General features: G+C 45.5%; 14 protein-coding genes and 1 pseudogene. All 15 read right to left on the bottom strand.

Translation table 11 applies throughout. From position 1 onward, the window contains the following. Nucleotides 1–664: 664 nt before the first annotated feature. The 15 genes and pseudogenes from lysS to ACFSUO_RS10695 all read right to left on the bottom strand — a co-directional run bounded on the left by lysS (nt 665) and on the right by ACFSUO_RS10695 (nt 15,424). Nucleotides 665–2,146 (bottom strand): lysine--tRNA ligase, encoded by a 1,482-nt coding sequence (gene lysS, locus ACFSUO_RS10765; RefSeq protein ID WP_382393903.1) that lies wholly within the window; start codon nt 2,144–2,146, stop codon nt 665–667. A gap of 170 nt (nt 2,147–2,316) precedes the next feature. Then, nucleotides 2,317–3,297: pseudogene (gene dusB, locus ACFSUO_RS10760) on the bottom strand (tRNA dihydrouridine synthase DusB). A 3-nt stretch (nt 3,298–3,300) separates the two neighbouring features. Then, complete coding sequence (locus ACFSUO_RS10755; RefSeq protein WP_382393901.1) at nt 3,301–3,525, bottom strand: helix-turn-helix domain-containing protein; 225 nt, start codon at nt 3,523–3,525, stop codon at nt 3,301–3,303. Then, nucleotides 3,495–4,007: a 2-amino-4-hydroxy-6-hydroxymethyldihydropteridine diphosphokinase gene (gene folK, locus ACFSUO_RS10750; RefSeq protein WP_382393919.1), complete on the bottom strand. Its 513-nt coding sequence runs from the start codon at nt 4,005–4,007 to the stop codon at nt 3,495–3,497. Before folK ends, ACFSUO_RS10755 begins: the two co-directional genes overlap by 31 nt. Then, the gene (folB, locus tag ACFSUO_RS10745) at nt 4,007–4,372 is read right to left on the bottom strand and encodes a dihydroneopterin aldolase (protein WP_382393899.1); all 366 of its coding nucleotides are present in this window, start codon (nt 4,370–4,372) and stop codon (nt 4,007–4,009) included. The genes folK and folB overlap by 1 nt, the downstream gene beginning before the upstream one ends. Then, nucleotides 4,365–5,198 carry a dihydropteroate synthase gene (gene folP, locus ACFSUO_RS10740; RefSeq protein WP_382393897.1) on the bottom strand — a complete coding sequence of 278 codons (834 nt, stop codon included), beginning with the start codon at nt 5,196–5,198 and terminating at the stop codon, nt 4,365–4,367. Before folP ends, folB begins: the two co-directional genes overlap by 8 nt. Before the next feature lie 248 nt (nt 5,199–5,446). Next, the gene (gene cysK, locus ACFSUO_RS10735) at nt 5,447–6,370 is read right to left on the bottom strand and encodes a cysteine synthase A (RefSeq protein ID WP_382393895.1); all 924 of its coding nucleotides are present in this window, start codon (nt 6,368–6,370) and stop codon (nt 5,447–5,449) included. An 88-nt stretch (nt 6,371–6,458) separates the two neighbouring features. Continuing rightward, nucleotides 6,459–7,358 carry a peptidylprolyl isomerase gene (locus ACFSUO_RS10730; protein ID WP_382393893.1) on the bottom strand — a complete coding sequence of 300 codons (900 nt, stop codon included), beginning with the start codon at nt 7,356–7,358 and terminating at the stop codon, nt 6,459–6,461. A gap of 294 nt (nt 7,359–7,652) precedes the next feature. Further along, nucleotides 7,653–8,537: an Hsp33 family molecular chaperone HslO gene (gene hslO, locus ACFSUO_RS10725; protein ID WP_382393891.1), complete on the bottom strand. Its 885-nt coding sequence runs from the start codon at nt 8,535–8,537 to the stop codon at nt 7,653–7,655. A gap of 30 nt (nt 8,538–8,567) precedes the next feature. After that, complete coding sequence (locus ACFSUO_RS10720) at nt 8,568–9,347, bottom strand: type III pantothenate kinase (RefSeq protein WP_382393889.1); 780 nt, start codon at nt 9,345–9,347, stop codon at nt 8,568–8,570. Nucleotides 9,348–9,539: 192 nt separating this feature from the next. Continuing rightward, nucleotides 9,540–11,549: an ATP-dependent zinc metalloprotease FtsH gene (ftsH, locus tag ACFSUO_RS10715; protein ID WP_382393887.1), complete on the bottom strand. Its 2,010-nt coding sequence runs from the start codon at nt 11,547–11,549 to the stop codon at nt 9,540–9,542. Between the two features lie 157 nt (nt 11,550–11,706). Next, the gene (hpt, locus tag ACFSUO_RS10710) at nt 11,707–12,249 is read right to left on the bottom strand and encodes a hypoxanthine phosphoribosyltransferase (protein ID WP_382393885.1); all 543 of its coding nucleotides are present in this window, start codon (nt 12,247–12,249) and stop codon (nt 11,707–11,709) included. Nucleotides 12,250–12,259: 10 nt separating this feature from the next. Continuing rightward, a complete protein-coding gene (gene tilS, locus ACFSUO_RS10705; RefSeq protein WP_382393883.1) occupies nt 12,260–13,648 on the bottom strand; it encodes a tRNA lysidine(34) synthetase TilS in 1,389 nt (462 codons plus the stop codon). Nucleotides 13,649–13,785: 137 nt separating this feature from the next. Then, the gene (locus ACFSUO_RS10700) at nt 13,786–14,721 is read right to left on the bottom strand and encodes a serine/threonine protein kinase (RefSeq protein ID WP_382393881.1); all 936 of its coding nucleotides are present in this window, start codon (nt 14,719–14,721) and stop codon (nt 13,786–13,788) included. Next, complete coding sequence (locus ACFSUO_RS10695; protein WP_382393879.1) at nt 14,684–15,424, bottom strand: hypothetical protein; 741 nt, start codon at nt 15,422–15,424, stop codon at nt 14,684–14,686. Before ACFSUO_RS10695 ends, ACFSUO_RS10700 begins: the two co-directional genes overlap by 38 nt. Nucleotides 15,425–15,993 lie beyond the last annotated feature (569 nt).

Genomic DNA, 15,993 nt, shown 5'->3' with positions numbered 1-15,993 from the left:
AAAGCATCTGATTTCCAACCTTTGACATCTGTTTTGTCATACTGGCTGTTTTGTTCAGTTTTCAAAGAGCGAGTCATAATGGCTTTGTCCAAGCCAACTTTTTCATTATATCAGGCAGCCAACTTAATGTCAACAATTATTTTTATTGAATTGTTTTATGCCTGTGCGGTTGTGCTTCGCTGAAAAAGCGACTTTATTAATATACCATCTTTCAAAATCGAAGTCAACAACTTTTTTATTTCGTTTGCTGCTTTCGTTTTTGGCCGCATCTGTTGGCGCGACATTTAATAATTTATCATGTTTGCCATCCGGAATCAATAGTAAATAAATAAAAATTAAATGGTTTTTTTATCCATCTGTTCAGCCGGGTACCCCACCTGCCATGCACACATATTTGAGTCACTAACAGCAAAAGATAAAGGATTGGTTCGTTGTCAGGTTCGCGATTAATTAATTCGCTCCATCGCAGACAACAAAATTGCCCACGTTCTTCCTTCTATCCGTTCATCACCACGGAATCCTCAGTACGGGGCCTTTTTCCAAGCCCCGCACTTTGATCCTCATCCTTTGAGTGATTGTTCAAAAAGTCCGGTAAAGGCGATCGGCGTCACAAACTTAGCCTGCCAATCCTTTTTATCCTCCTTCTTGAACACGCACTTTAAGACTATTTATTCCGCATTTGCGGGAATAACAGAACATCTCTAATGGATGGAGAATTGGTTAATAGCATTACCAGACGATCAATTCCTATACCCAATCCGCCTGTTGGAGGCATTCCATACTCGAGTGCTTCCAGGAAGTCTTCATCCATTAAATGAGCTTCATCGTTCCCTTCGTCCCGTTCTTTTACTTGCGCCTCAAACCGTTCGCGCTGATCAATCGGGTCGTTTAATTCGCTAAAAGCATTTGCATGCTCACGTCCAACAATGAACAGCTCAAACCGGTCTGTAAACCGCTCATCCTCCGCGTTACGTTTAGCGAGCGGAGAAATTTCCACTGGATGCCCGTAAATAAAGGTAGGCTGAATTAGATTCTCTTCAACCTTTTGTTCAAAGAATTCGTTGACAATGTGCCCGTATGTCATATTGTCCTGGACTTGAACACCATGTTCGGCAGCAAGTCTTTTCGCTTCGTCATCACTCATTTGTGACCAGAAATCAACGCCTGTATATTCCTTTATCGCATCGACGATATGCAGTCGTTTCCAACCCGGTGCCAGACTGATTTCATAATCGTCATACGTTACGGTTGCATCGGAGAGAACATCCTCGGCTATGTGGGCGATTAGATTTTCTGTCAGGGTCATAACATCATGAAAATCAGCATATGCTTCGTACAGTTCCATCATCGTAAATTCTGGATTGTGCCGTGTGGAGACACCTTCATTACGAAATACACGTCCAATTTCATAAACTTTTTCCAAACCGCCGACAATCAGCCGTTTCAGATGCAATTCAATCGCAATCCGCATGTACAACGGGATATCCAATGCATTGTGATGGGTAACAAACGGACGAGCGGAGGCCCCACCTGGAATTCCGTGCATCATTGGTGTTTCCACTTCCAGAAACCCTTGTCCATCGAGGAAACTGCGCATCGAACGTATAATTTTACTGCGCAGGATGAACGTTTCTTTACTGTCTGGATTGGTTATAAGATCCAAATAGCGCTGGCGGTAACGCTGCTCAACATCCTTTAGTCCGTGATATTTTTCAGGAAGCGGACGCAATGATTTAGTCAGCAAAGTAAACTCCGCTGCTTTCACGGACAGTTCGCCTACTTTCGTCCGGAACATAGTGCCTGTCACGCCGACAATATCGCCCATATCAGCGGACTGAAAGATTTCGTATGCATCTTCGCCAACTGTGTCTTTGCGGACATAAATCTGAATTTGGCCGCTGAGATCCTGCACATGGGCAAAACCGGCTTTCCCTTTCCCACGTTTCGTCATTACCCGGCCTGCGATGGTTACTTCATCCGGCTTTTCTTCCAATTCCTCTTTGGAATATTGGTCATAACTTGCAAACAAGTCGTCTGCCAAATGTGTCCGGTTAAACTTACCGCCAAAGGGATCGACATTCTTCTCCTGGTACATGGCAAGTTTCTCCCGCCTGGCCCGCATATGATCATTTAATTCTTCTGACACGATTATCACTCCAACATTGGTTATTAATCGGGATCCCGATCAATCCTGTATTTTTCTAACGTATAGTATAAAAGAAAACCAGTCGACTTTCATCCCCAGGGTTCTGCACTGCGCTGCAACTGCACGGATCCGTCAAGCCGCACTCAAACCCAGTCATTACAACAGCCGCATTAGGATGCGCTCTCAGAACCCTCAAGTTCTTCCGCAAATGTGTACAGTAGGTCGGTCAATTCTTTTTTTGTCGTTGTTTCATTAACTTTACGACGTACTTTTCCACCGCCACGCAGGCCTTTCAAGTACCATGCTGCATGTTTGCGCATCTCCATTACTGCAATTTTTTCGCCCTTCAGTTTGATAAGGCGCTCCATGTGCAGCATAATTTTTTCTCTTGGAGATGGGCTGGAAATCAATTCGCCAGTTTCTAAATATTGGGCTATCTGGTAAATAATCCATGGATTACCCAGAGCAGCACGTCCTATCATAACGGCGTCTACACCTGTTTCGTCCAGCTGCTGTTTTGCTGCCTGCGGACTGTCGATGTCGCCGTTGCCAATAACCGGTATATCGACAGCCTGCTTTACCTTCTTGACAATTTCCCAGTCTGCAGTTCCCTCATACATTTGCAACCTTGTCCTGCCGTGCAGTGCAACTGCTTTGGCACCAGCAACTTCAATTGCTTTAGCATTTTCAATTGCATAGATATGATCGTCGTCCCAGCCGGAGCGCATCTTAACAGTGACAGGTTTATCAACATTATTAACGACTGCTGTCACCATTTCATGGATTTTCTCCGGATCGAGCAGCCATCTGGAACCCGCATCACATTTCGTGATTTTCGGTGCAGGACAGCCCATATTGATATCAATAATGCTGGCATTGGTATTCTGATCAACATAATGGGCCGCTTTGACCAATGAATCCTTTTCACCGCCAAAGATCTGCAGACTCATTGGCATTTCGCCTTCATCTATATAAAGCATGTTCATGGATTTATCATTTTTATTGTTAATGCCTTTGTCACTGACCATTTCCGCGCAGACGAGCCCTGCTCCAAATTCTTTGACTAATCAGGCGGAAAGCGGAGTTCGAAACACCAGCCATCGGTGCCAGAACAACACGTTTGGAATGGTAATATCACCGATCGTAAACATTGGTTAATCCTCCTTCTCACCATTGCTGCTGTTTATCAGTTCCTGCCTAGGTATTTGCAGATGCCTGGCTATTTGATCCAATCGTTCCTCCGAGGGCTCTGTCTGCCCCCGTTCCAATTTACCAAGGGTGATGATAGGAAGATTCAATTCCTGAGCCAGTTCCGCCTGCGTGTACCCTTTTAATTTACGAAACGCTTTTATTCTTCTGCCGACCCTCTCTCTGTCCATCGTGTTACATCCTTTATGTCTCTTTCGGAAAGTGCATCTATATAATCGGAAATTGGTTTATCCGCTGGGGGCAATGTCAAGTCAGGTGCGATTTCGCCCAGCGGGATAAGTACAAATGCCCGTTCATGCATACGTGGATGCGGAAGGGTCAATTGTTCTGTTTGTCTATTTTCTTGATTATAAACTAAAATGTCAAGGTCAAGTGTGCGGGGGCCAAATCGGAACTCCCGCTCTCTTCCCAGCTTCTTTTCAATTTGCTGACAGACATCCAATAATGCCAACGGAGAAAGCGAGGTCTCTGCCTTTAGCACCATGTTCAAAAAGTCAGCCTGTTCCGTATACCCGACCGGTGCCGTCTGATAAATGGATGATGATTTGATGACAGTCAGCCGGGGATCGTCCTCCAATAAATGCACTGCCCTTTTCAGATAGTCTTCCCTTGGTTCAATGTTTGACCCTAATGCAAGATATACTGTTTCCATCATTCGTTTCGCTCCCGAAAAATTTCTGCCGCTACTGACCGGTAGTGCCCCGGTATTGGCGGATCTGGCTTGGTGATGCGAATGCGGCAAGCCTCCAGTATGGAATATGACTGAAACAATCGTTCTGAAATTGTTTCAGCCAGCGCCTCAAGCAAGTTCACCGGCTTGCCTTCCATAACTTCTTTCACAAGCTCGTAAGCATCCCCGTAATCAATGGAATCGTTCATATCATCTGACTTGCCTGGCTTTTTCAGACTAAACTTAAGCTCCGCATCTACAGAAAATCGCTGGCCAAGCTTTTTCTCTTCCTCAAAGAGGCCATGATAGCCGTAAAACGCCATCCCGTTCAACAAAATTTTATCCATTGCTTCCCACTCCTTGTTTAAAAAGCATGGCATCCATCATTTTTGCCAGTTCCACATGCAAAGGTACATTGTGAACACGGACAATTTGTGCCCCTTTCTCAATTCCCAGACAGGTAGTTGCTCCAGTTCCGTTATCCCGTTCAGGTGCGGGCAAATCCAGAATCCTTCCGATAAATGATTTACGCGATGTGCCAAGGAGCAGCGGGTAGCCGAGGTCCGTAAATGCCTCTAGCTGATTCATGACCATCAGATTATCCTGTGGCGTCTTTGCAAAACCCACACCGGGATCCAGAATAATGTTTTCCGGAACAACACCAGCGTCAAGAGCAATATCAATACTTTCCTGCAAATCGTGTTTCATATCATCTATAATCGACGTATAATTCTTGTTCGTCCGGTTGTGCATCAAAATAATCGGTGCGTTATGCGCTGCCGCTACCTGTGCAATGGCAGGCTCTTTTTTTGCACCCCAGACATCGTTAATGATATCAGCACCTGCTTCCAATGCCTGACGGGCTGTTTCCGCTTTATATGTATCAATGGATATCGGAATCGTAACATAATCTTTAACAGCACGAATCATGGGAATCACCCGCTGAAGCTCTTCCTCCAGCGATACCGACTCATGATCCGGGCGTGTCGATTCTCCGCCGATATCAATGATATCCGCTCCCTGTTTTTCCATCTGAACAGCTTGTTCAATAACTTCATCAGCCGATGTGTAATTTCCACCATCCGAAAAAGAATCAGGGGTTACATTTAATATACCCATAATATGGGTGCGTTCAGACAAATCGTATGTATTTATTTTTGTTTTCAGTTTCATCCTGTACCCTTCTTTCATCGATCAGATTATGTCACTACCATCCTATCACAGCCTAAAAAAAAGCGGAAGCAGGCACCATCAAAGCCGCAGCTGATTTCCCAGTCATTTAATTAGAAAGACTCGGCATCTGCCTCGTCTTTTAGCAAATGCCGAAGTTTTGCTTATAAGTTCATCCATAATTTATACTTTCTGACGTCACAAAAAGAACCGGTACCATAAACGGCACCGGTTTCGACTAGCTTTTCCCATCAGTCATCATATTGATACAGTGGAGTGGATAAGTACCGCTCGCCATTATCTGGTATGATCGCGAGCACCTTTTTCCCTTTGCCAAGCGTTTTGGCAACCTTTTTAGCCGCGGCGACGGCAGCACCCGATGAAATTCCGCCAAGTACGCCTTCCAATCGGGCAACTTCACGTGATGTTTCAAATGATTCTTCATTGGAGATCCGAATAACTTCGTCGTAAATGGATGTATCCAGAGTTTCCGGCACAAAGCCTGCACCAAGTCCCTGAATTTTATGCGGCCCTGGTGTGTCACCGGACAGCACGGCTGAATCTTCCGGCTCAACGGCATAAATTTGAATTCCTTCAAAGTGCTTTTTCAGTACTTTCCCGGCTCCAGTCACTGTTCCTCCAGTGCCAATACCGGAAATAAACGCATCAAGACCATCGCTCATCTGTTTGACAATTTCATTCCCTGTTGTGCGTGCATGCACTTCCGGGTTCGCTTCGTTGCTAAATTGTTGTGGCATGAAATAGCCATGTTCTTCTTTAAGTTCTTCCGCTTTTTTAATCGCACCCTTCATCGCATCTGCACCAGGTGTCAGCACAAGCTCAGCCCCATAGGCGCGCAGCAGATTGCGTCGCTCCTGGCTCATCGTGTCAGGCATGACCAATACAGCTTTATAGCCTTTCGCTGCAGCGACCATCGCCAGCCCGATTCCGGTATTCCCGCTCGTCGGCTCAACGATAGTGTCCCCCTCTTTCAGTTCCCCACTTTTTTCAGCTGCCTCAATCATAGATAAGGCAATCCGATCCTTCACAGAGCTGCCAGGGTTCATGAATTCCAGTTTCAAATAAACATCAGCACTGTCATCCTCAATAGAACGGTTCAGCTTTACAATAGGCGTCTCCCCTATCAGACCTGCAATATTATCAGCGACTCGCATGTGGACCCCTCCTAATTCCTAGTAATTTTATAGGATTTATATATCACAACTATATGCTGTAGCCGAAAAATTGTCAACGAAAACACTATCATTCATCACCGTATACCCATTCCACATCTAATTCACTCCAAAGCGATGCAGCGGATAATGACTGGTCCAATTTATCCATAGCCAGCTCCCTTTTTACATAGGGTTTCATTTCATCATAAGTGAATTCTATAGCAGAAAGTTTTCGGTGAACAAAGATGATTGCAAAACCATTATCGCGCCTGATTGGTTCACTGTATGTACGCTCCTCCATATCCGTGGAAGCTGTCATATAAGAGGCAGGGAAGGACCGGCTTGAATTGACGAAAAAACCTAAGTAGCCGCCGTCTTGTTTTGTATCTTCATCCATTGAATACTTCCGTGCAAGCTTGCCAAATTCGGAACCACCCGCTAGCTTCTTTCGTACCTTTTCAGCTGTTTTTCTATCAGGTACGACAATATGGGAAAGCTGAGTGGACGCTTTGAAATCATATTGGTTCTGATACTTGTCATAATATGTTTTCACGCGGTCTTCGGGTATATGTACATCGGCTGTCAGAAGAGCTTCCAGCCGATAGCGATATAAAATATCCTCACGCCACTTTTTTTCATTTTTCTTGGTTATTTTTTCTGTCATAACGCCTTGTGTGGTCGTCAGCAGTGCTATTTCCCGGGCAATGACCTTTTCGCTCACACTAACACCAAGCTCTTTTGCCAGCTGGCGGACAACCTCATAATCAATCATCGTTTCCAGTTGTGCCTTCCCTTGATTTTCCCTTAGTGATGTCATCCATTCATCGTAGGAGATTTCCCTATCACCAATTACAGCGGCAGGCTCCGACTGATCGATAGCTGTGCCACTTTCCAGCTTGATTTGCTTTTGCTGGCTCCAAAACAGGAGGGTTGTTATGTTTGTGATAAGCAGCACCGCCACAACTCCCCAAAGAAGTTTCCTGTTCATGGGTAACTCCTTTCCGCTTTATGTCTGGGCTGACTCTTTTTAAGAAGTAGTTCAAAAAGTCCGGTAAAAATGACACATCGAATTTCTTCGTTGGCTTGTTTCTCCGCTCCTTGGAAAAGAAATACGCTTTTCCTGCGTGCGATGCCGGTTCAGGGAAGCATTCCTTGTGCTCATGTATCTAAATACATACATTCCACTCCTTGGGAAAGAAGAACACTTTCCCAGCGTGCGAAGCGGTTCAGGGTAGCTTTACTTCTGCTCGAAACGACGCCGCCTTGAAATTCTCGGTCCTTTTTATCCTCCTTTTTGAACACGCATTTTAAGTTCACTCAACTCTTCTTCATTAAACCGGTAGACTTCATTGCAGAAATGGCATGTTGCTTCTGCACCGTGGTCTTCCTCAATCATGCTTTGAATTTCTTCTTTCCCTAATCCAATCAGCGCCTGCTGCAGCCGTTCCCTTGAGCATTTGCACTGAAACCGGACCGGCAGGCGTCCTTGAATTTTCACGTCGTCTTCCTGAAAGAGACGTTCCAATATTCCCTCAGGTGACACACCTTCTCTAATTAACTGGGAAATTGGAGGCATAGCCCCGATTCTCTCCTCGACACGCGCAATAACTGCATCATCTGCACCAGGCATCACCTGAACAATAAAACCGCCGGATGCGAGGATGCTATGATCAGGATTAACAAGGACACCTGCACCTACTGCAGAAGGAATTTGTTCCGAATTGGCAAAGTAATACGTGAAATCTTCTCCTATTTCACCTGACACAATCGGTACATGACCGGTGAAGTAATCTTTCAAACCCAGATCCTTCACAACACTAATGTTACCTTCCCCAACGGCGCGGGCAACATCCAGTTTCCCCTGGTTATTCAGGTCAAAATCCACGTGTGGGTTCGTTACATACCCGCGTACATCACCTGTGGCATCGCTGTCAGCAACAATAGCGCCGATTGGGCCATTGCCTTCCACCTTCACAGTCAGTGAATCGTCACCTTTCAGCATTGCGCCCATCATTGCACTAATGGTAATAGTTCGGCCAAGTGCGGCCGATGCCGTCGCCCAAGTGTCCTGCCTGACCTGCGCCTCTTTGACCGTATTGGTTGTGCTGATCGCATACGCACGAATCATGCCATTATATACTGTTGACTTTACTATATAGTCTTTCATTAGGTATTCATCCCCTTTTCTGTCACACTTTTAATACGAACGCCGATTGCTTGAATAATACAACTTATACAGACCTTTCAGCGTCAGATGCTTGTCCGCATGATCAATTGTTTCGGACTTGTTGGCGATTAACGGAGCAAGACCACCAGTTGCAACGATGGCCGGGGCTGTATCCATTTCCCGCTTCATTCTGTTTACGATCCCGTCAACCTGTGCCACATACCCATAAAAAACTCCAGATTTCATTGCATCGACTGTTGAACGGCCAATCACTTTTTCCGGTTCCTGAATCTCTATCTTCGGAAGCTTGGATGCCTTTTGGTACAAAGCCTCCAGTGAAATCTGGATCCCAGGCACAATCAGGCCGCCATGATATGCCGCATCACTGTTAATACAGCAATATGTTGTAGCGGTACCGAAATCAATAATGATCAGTGGCGCACCATAATCTTCAATTGCACCGACAGCATTGACAATGCGGTCAGCACCAATTTCTTCGGGATTGGGATAGGACATCTTTAAAAATTTATGGGCTGATGCACTGCTGATAATCATTGGCTCTATGTGAAAATATTTTGTGCACATTTTCTCTAATGCAAACATAATGGGCGGAACGACAGAGGAGATGGCAATCCCGCTGATGTCTGATAATGCAATATTTTTATGTTCCAGCAATGATTTGATTAACATGGCATATTCATCTTCTGTTTTATGGCGATCAGTTTTAATGCGCCATTCGTAAATCAATGTATCTCCATCAAATACACCAAGCACGGTGTTTGTATTACCGGCGTCGAGTACAAATAACATTTACGACCAAACCTTCCTATAGACCTTTTTCTATCTTTTTACTATATCATAAATCTATACTGTGTCATTAAGGAAAAACCTCGCCTTTATTAGAAAAACTCGGCATTTGCCCCGTCTTTTAGCAAATGCCACAATACTTTCTGTCGTTAAAATAAATACAGCCTCCCATAACGATGAGAGGCTGTAGCGTTTTTATTCCTTTTTCTCGTCTGAATCCGTTGAGGAATCGTCAGTATCATTTGTATCTTCTTCGTAGTTTCCCTGATGCTTTTCTTCTGCCTTCTGCTTCGCTTCCTCATACGTTTCCGGAGTTGATTCATCACCATCTTTAGAATGGATGTTTACTTTCACATCCGAACCCTTTTCGTCTTTTATTTCAGGCTCCGGCAAAACACCGTCCTCAAACAGTGATTTAATTTGTCTTTTATCAAGTGTTTCCACTTCCAGCAATGTTTGTGCCATCAGTTCCAGCTTATCTTTATTTTCGGTAAGAATGGTTTTGGCACGTTCATAGCAGTAATTAATAAAGTTTTGCATTTCTTTATCAATTTCATGTGCAATTGCATCACTGTAGTTTTGATCGTTTTGTATGTCACGGCCAAGAAAAACTTCCCCGCCGCCGCTTGTAAACTGCAGCGGTCCGATTTTATCACTCATGCCATACTCCGTAATCATTTTGTGGGCAATGTTGGTAGCCTGCTGGAAGTCATTGTGGGCTCCTGTACTCACTTCACCAAACATCACTTCTTCAGCGACCCGACCGCCCAATAATCCGGTAATTTTATCGAAAAGTTCCGGTTTGGTTATGAAAGACCGGTCTTCTTTTGGCAACTGAATGGCATAACCGCCTGCCTGACCGCGCGGCACAATCGTCACTTTATGAACTTCATCCGCATTCTCCAGGACCAAGCCGACAATGGTATGCCCGCTTTCATGGTGGGCAACAATGTCGCGCTCCTTCTTGGAAATGACTTTGCTCTTCTTGGAAGGGCCCACAATAACTCGATCAATGGCTTCGTCTACATCTTCCATGCCGATTTTATCTTTATCGAAGCGCGCTGCAACAAGTGCCGCTTCATTCAGAAGGTTCTCCAGATCGGCACCCGAGAATCCCGGCGTGCGCCTCGCAATCGTCTCGAGATCAACTGTATCATCAAATGGTTTATTCCGTGCATGTACTTCCAGTACTTCTTCACGACCTTTGACATCCGGACGGTTAACCGTAATCTGACGGTCAAAGCGCCCAGGACGCAATAGCGCCGGATCGAGAATATCCGGACGGTTCGTTGCAGCAATGATAATGATCCCTTCATTAACACCAAATCCATCCATTTCAACGAGCAATTGGTTCAATGTCTGTTCACGTTCATCATGGCCGCCGCCAAGACCTGCACCGCGCTGACGTCCGACAGCATCAATTTCATCTATAAATATAATACATGGCGCATTTTTCTTGGCATTTTCAAATAAGTCACGTACACGTGATGCACCGACACCTACAAACATCTCCACAAAGTCTGAACCACTTATGGAGAAGAACGGTGTGCCTGCTTCCCCTGCAACAGCACGGGCCAGCAATGTTTTACCTGTTCCCGGAGGTCCTACGAGTAGTACCCCTTTAGGGATTTTTGCCCCGACTGACGAAAATTTGCGGGGATCCTTTAGAAAATCAACAACTTCAACGAGTTCCTGTTTTTCCTCGTCTGCCCCGGCGACATCTTTAAATCGAACTTTTTTATTATCTTCACTGACCATTTTGGCCTTATTCTTGCCAAAGTTCATAACGCCGCGACCGCCACCGCCGCCTTGTGCCTGACTTAGGATAAAGAAGAAAAACAGTCCCAATATCAGAAATGGAATGATTGTTGTCAAAAAGGTTACCCAGCCGCTTGGTTGTTCCTCTTCTTTTACTTTCAGCGAGCTTTGCTTTGTTGCCTGCTGTGTAATCTCAGAAATGATATTGGTATTATCCGGAACCTGCGCAACAAATTGCTCATCACCCGTTTCGCCGGTAATGCGCATGATTCCATTTGCTGGCTGCATCGTCATTTTATCGATTTCGCCATTATTTAACGCATTCATGAATTCCTGTACATTGAATTCTTCTCTTTGTTCATTCGGTCCGTTGAATACTCCTATGACGCCTATGACGACTAAGAATATTAATAAGTAAAAGATGACATTACGAAATATCCGGTTCATTCCTTACCTCCTCCCAAGCGGGAAAACTACAACCAATAGTATCATACAGAAAAGTGTCCGCACAACTAATATTACTTATCCCGGCAGCAGATGCAACTCTTCCTGCAGCCCCGTTCCTACAAGGATTTCTATGCCTTTTCATTCAAATCCATCACAACTATTTTCCGCCATAAATCTCCGGTTTCAGCACACCGATATATGGCAGGTTACGGTATTTCTCTTCATAATCAAGGCCATACCCGACCACAAACTCGTTTGGAACCTCAAACCCAGCAATGTCAGCTTTAATATGGGAGGTACGCCCGGATGGCTTATCCAGCAGCGTGACAATTTTAATAGAGTTCGCTTTCCGGTACTTGAATAAGTCAACGAGGTAGCTCAACGTAAGGCCACTGTCAATGATATCTTCAATAATCAGTAAGTCACGGCCCTCCACTTTCGTATCCAAGTCCTTTACAATTTTTACCTCGCCGGATGACTGCGTCTGGCCGTCGTAGCTTGATACATCCATGAAATCCATTTCGAGGTATGGATGGATATACCGCAGAACATCTGCCATAAACGGCATAGCACCTTTCAGTACACCGACTGCCAGCGGAAATTTCCCTTCATATTCCTTTGTCAGCTGGTCTCCAAGTTCCGCACACTTAGCGGCAATTTCTTCTTCCGTAATCAAGATCTTTTCAATATCGTTATGCATGCTGCTCCTCCTATTGCTCCCGTTTTTCGCATGTCAGCTGAATAAATGGCCCCTCTTCCGTTTGCCCTGGCGGAAGCCCTTTTTTCAAACCAGCCAGCCAGAGCACGTTACCATTATTATCAGCTAGGACCGGCCATGTATCCCTTTCATTTAATGGAATTTTCGCATCGATAAAAATATCTTTCAGCTTTTTGCTTCCATTCAGTCCGCTCCAGCGCATCCGGTCACCTGCCTGCCGAGTTCGTATATGTAAAGGCAAGGCGACATTTGCCGCACGACAAGCATAAATAGCCTCTCCTTTTGTTCCCGGGGAGTCTGTATAATATGCCGTAAAACACAGGCTATTTGGCAGCTCCAACTCCCCCGGCACATCCAATATCTGGTGGTATGGCTGTAACTGCTCGTCCACAAAATAAAATAACATGGTCCGGTAATTTCGTTCCACTTTCAGCTGTTGCGGAAAGTCAAGCCTTGCATTACCGGTATCTTCCGTCAGTAATGCAAAAAACTGATCTTCATGAACATAAGATAACTTTTCCGGCTGCTCTTCATACAGATAATTTAATATTAGATGAAAGAAACGCCTTTGTAAAGAACGGGAATAGTTATGTAAGGAAGAAATTGAAAAAGATAAGGATTGTTTCTCCTCATTGATTACAGCTACTTCTTCAAATATTTTTTTCGCCTCGGCCATCAGGAATGCATCATCTTCCTGCAGTGACTCACTCAGGTGCTGTATCGTTCTATGCAGATTACTGTTTTGGGCTTTTAGTAGCGGGAGTACATGGCTGCGGTAATAATTCCGGGTATAGGTATCATCGTGATTGGATGGATCACGTCTCGGTGTAATCCCCCACTCCAGGCAATAGTGTTCAATTGCTTCTTTCGTCACACATAATAACGGCCTCACGATACGGCCCGTGGCAAACGGCCGCATTATTGGTATCCCTGCCAGCGATTGGACACTGGCTGAGTGAACCAGTCCCATCAGCATCGTTTCCGCCTGGTCATCACCATGGTGGCCAAGTGCCAGATAATCCGCCTGAAACTTCTCCATCTCTCTTTCGAAAAATGCATAGCGCAGGTTCCGTGCTGCCACCTGTGTTCCCAGTTTCTCCTCTTTCTTGTGGGCTGGAACATCCAATGAAGCCCCTGAAAATTCGATTCCCCAGTTAGCACAGACACGTTTTACATATGTAAGGTCCTCCTGGGATTCGTCCCCCCTCAACTGATGATCAGCAGTTACAGCGACAAGCCTTAGGTTCCATGCACCGCTTATCCTCCAGAGAAAGTGCAGCAGTGCCATCGAATCCGGACCGCCGGAAACACCAACCAAAACAGTCGCACCTTTTTTCAGCAGTTCGTTTTTTTTAATGAATGAACGGATGTTCGCTTCCAATCCCATTCCATCTCCTGTCCGTTTACAGTCTTTTCACTGCAAACGCAAAAATGTCCGCTGCCATTCCGACACATGCGGCTCCTTTTCCTTATCCTACCACAAACCAGCCATCTGAGAAATCACTGCGGCCGACCCTATTACGGTAAAAGAAGCGACGACAAGTAATAAAATAACGCAAGCAATATAATGCCGCTCCCCTCTTTAAACACCATGCGGTTCGAGGCAGCAACAGACTTTGTTCTAGTATCCCGCCGATTATTTGCACTATTAATTGCCTCCAGCAGTTCATTTCTCATCTCGGCGCTCGACTGATAGTGTCCGACGAGTGCCTTCTTGAGACAATGCCGGTAGATGCGCAACTGCTTTACATCATGCAGCTTTTTAAATAATGTTGCTTTCGGATTCGCTCCTTTTTCAAAGCGGTTCGGATAATAAACAGTTAAAAAAATCATGGCCAGTGCGAACAAATCATAACTTGGTTCCGCACGCCTTGAGCCCAGTCCCCAGTAGCCTCTGTCATAAAACTCCGTGTACTCTTTAATGGCTCGGCCTATTTGTGTCGTGCCACCGACATCAATCCAGCGAACTTTGATGGGGGAGGAGACTACAATTAGATTTTCCGGCTTGAAATCACCAAATACCCAGCCGGCCTTATGCAAATGCTCCAAGTCATCAAGCAACTGCAGCATAAAAACACCCGCCCACTCCTGGCCTTGGTGTTTGATAAAAGATTGCAGCGACTCTCCGTCCAAGTATTCCATAACATAAAAAGCATACTTGGCATTCGTGGAGGCTTCCCAATCGTCCACATCCAGTAAAGAAGGTCCAAGACGATTGCCTTGAACCTTCTGCAGCGACTTGAGTACATTTACTTCTACCGTCATGGATGCAGCATTTTCACTGATTTTCAAGGCAGCATAGCGACCGTTCTGTTCACAGAGGTAGACAGTGCCGACAGCGCCCTGGCCAAGTCTGCGTTTGATGACATAGCGTTTTCGGTGCCATTTGCCGGTTATGACTGTTCCCGGCCGTATATTAATGCCCTGCTTCTTCCATGCCTGGTTCATCTTCATCCCTCAAGCTCCTTAACAAGCTTTTCTTCCCAAATTGATACATTGCTTCCCGTATCGCCGGACCTGTCGGAGTAATTCCACCACTGGTCAGTTTTGGGAATACGTTAGAAATAGAGTCAAGTTCCGGTGACCAGTCCAACACTTTCTGAATTTGTTTGCGCTTGCCTGGAAAATGGTAAATGGAGAAACGATTGCGGCCGATCCGGGCATTGAGGCTAATGGACAAGTCGGTAAGGGCTTCCTTAACGGTCGGAAGCTTATCATGCATGCTGGCGCTTGTATCAACCAGTATTAATACCTCTAAATCGCACGTCTCACCCATATCTTCCACGACTTCCATAATTTCACCGCGTTTTTCGGGCTCAATCTCCTCCAGATTCTGTTCCGGTCCGAGAATCTGCTTCAGCTCCTGATTAACAAACCCTTGTATGGTCTGTGTCATCGCCTGCTTTGTCACCATCTGTACCGTCTGTGATAATGCCTGTTTGTAAACAATCTGACTGAGACCACCGCCGGAATTTGCAATGTCTTCCACCTCTTGAAATCCTTCAGGTTCCTCCGTCTGATCATCATCAAGGATTCCAATGACATTAACAGCAATACCCTGCTGCTGTGCCAATGCTGCCGTAACAGACGGGTCTTCCCCTTTATTGGAACAGCCGTCGGTAATCAGCAGTATTTGTTTCAATGTTCCTTTTTTCACCTGGCATACCTCCCTGTTAAATCCACTACCATCATCGACACAAACAGGGAATAATATACATTGGCCCCTCGCTCAGGCGATATTTGTTATAAGACAGAGGACCTTCTGTGTCTGCGATTACTCGGCACAACACGCACTATTAGGTCATCCTTTTAGCAATATAAATCTTAGTGCAAATCGCACATAAAATAACAGATTGAGAATTTTCGTTCCCAATCTGTTGCTTTGTGTGCTAAATGGCATGTTACTTAAAGTATATTCCTTTTGATTCTAGCAGTTGATATAAAATGTGCAGTAACGGCCCCGCCCGATTCCGCTGCGGGCAGTTGCTTTCCGCGGGCACGGCTTCAGCCGAGACTCCTGTGGGAGCAGAGGCCTAGATGAGACCCCGCAATGCGCAAGCACAAAGCAAGACTTCACTGAGTAATCTGCGACCTGCGAGGAGCGTATGCTTCGCCGAGTAAGCTTGCAACGTGACGAGCATGAGGAGGCTCATCAGCCGCCCACGGAAAGCGACGAGCAAGACATCCACCGAGTAAACTGCGAGTTGCGAGGAGCGTATGCTTCAC

The sequence above is a fragment of the Lentibacillus juripiscarius genome (assembly GCF_042685205.1).
Classification (GTDB): domain Bacteria; phylum Bacillota; class Bacilli; order Bacillales; family Amphibacillaceae; genus Lentibacillus; species Lentibacillus juripiscarius.
This window is presented reverse-complemented; position numbering and strand designations above follow the sequence as displayed.

Excerpts from the sequence above, each read along its gene's own strand:
- ACFSUO_RS10720 (WP_382393889.1), bottom strand. The coding sequence starts at position 9,347 with ATGTTATTTGTACTCGACGCCGGTAATACAAACACCGTGCTTGGTGTA.
- ACFSUO_RS10730 (WP_382393893.1), bottom strand. The coding sequence starts at position 7,358 with ATGAACAGGAAACTTCTTTGGGGAGTTGTGGCGGTGCTGCTTATCACA.
- hpt (WP_382393885.1), bottom strand. The coding sequence starts at position 12,249 with ATGCATAACGATATTGAAAAGATCTTGATTACGGAAGAAGAAATTGCC.
- ACFSUO_RS10755 (WP_382393901.1), bottom strand. The coding sequence starts at position 3,525 with ATGGACAGAGAGAGGGTCGGCAGAAGAATAAAAGCGTTTCGTAAATTA.
- folK (WP_382393919.1), bottom strand. The coding sequence starts at position 4,007 with ATGGAAACAGTATATCTTGCATTAGGGTCAAACATTGAACCAAGGGAA.
- folB (WP_382393899.1), bottom strand. The coding sequence starts at position 4,372 with ATGGATAAAATTTTGTTGAACGGGATGGCGTTTTACGGCTATCATGGC.
- ftsH (WP_382393887.1), bottom strand. The coding sequence starts at position 11,549 with ATGAACCGGATATTTCGTAATGTCATCTTTTACTTATTAATATTCTTA.
- cysK (WP_382393895.1), bottom strand. The coding sequence starts at position 6,370 with ATGCGAGTCGCTGATAATATTGCAGGTCTGATAGGGGAGACGCCTATT.
- folP (WP_382393897.1), bottom strand. The coding sequence starts at position 5,198 with ATGAAACTGAAAACAAAAATAAATACATACGATTTGTCTGAACGCACC.
- ACFSUO_RS10700 (WP_382393881.1), bottom strand. The coding sequence starts at position 14,721 with ATGAAGATGAACCAGGCATGGAAGAAGCAGGGCATTAATATACGGCCG.
- hslO (WP_382393891.1), bottom strand. The coding sequence starts at position 8,537 with ATGAAAGACTATATAGTAAAGTCAACAGTATATAATGGCATGATTCGT.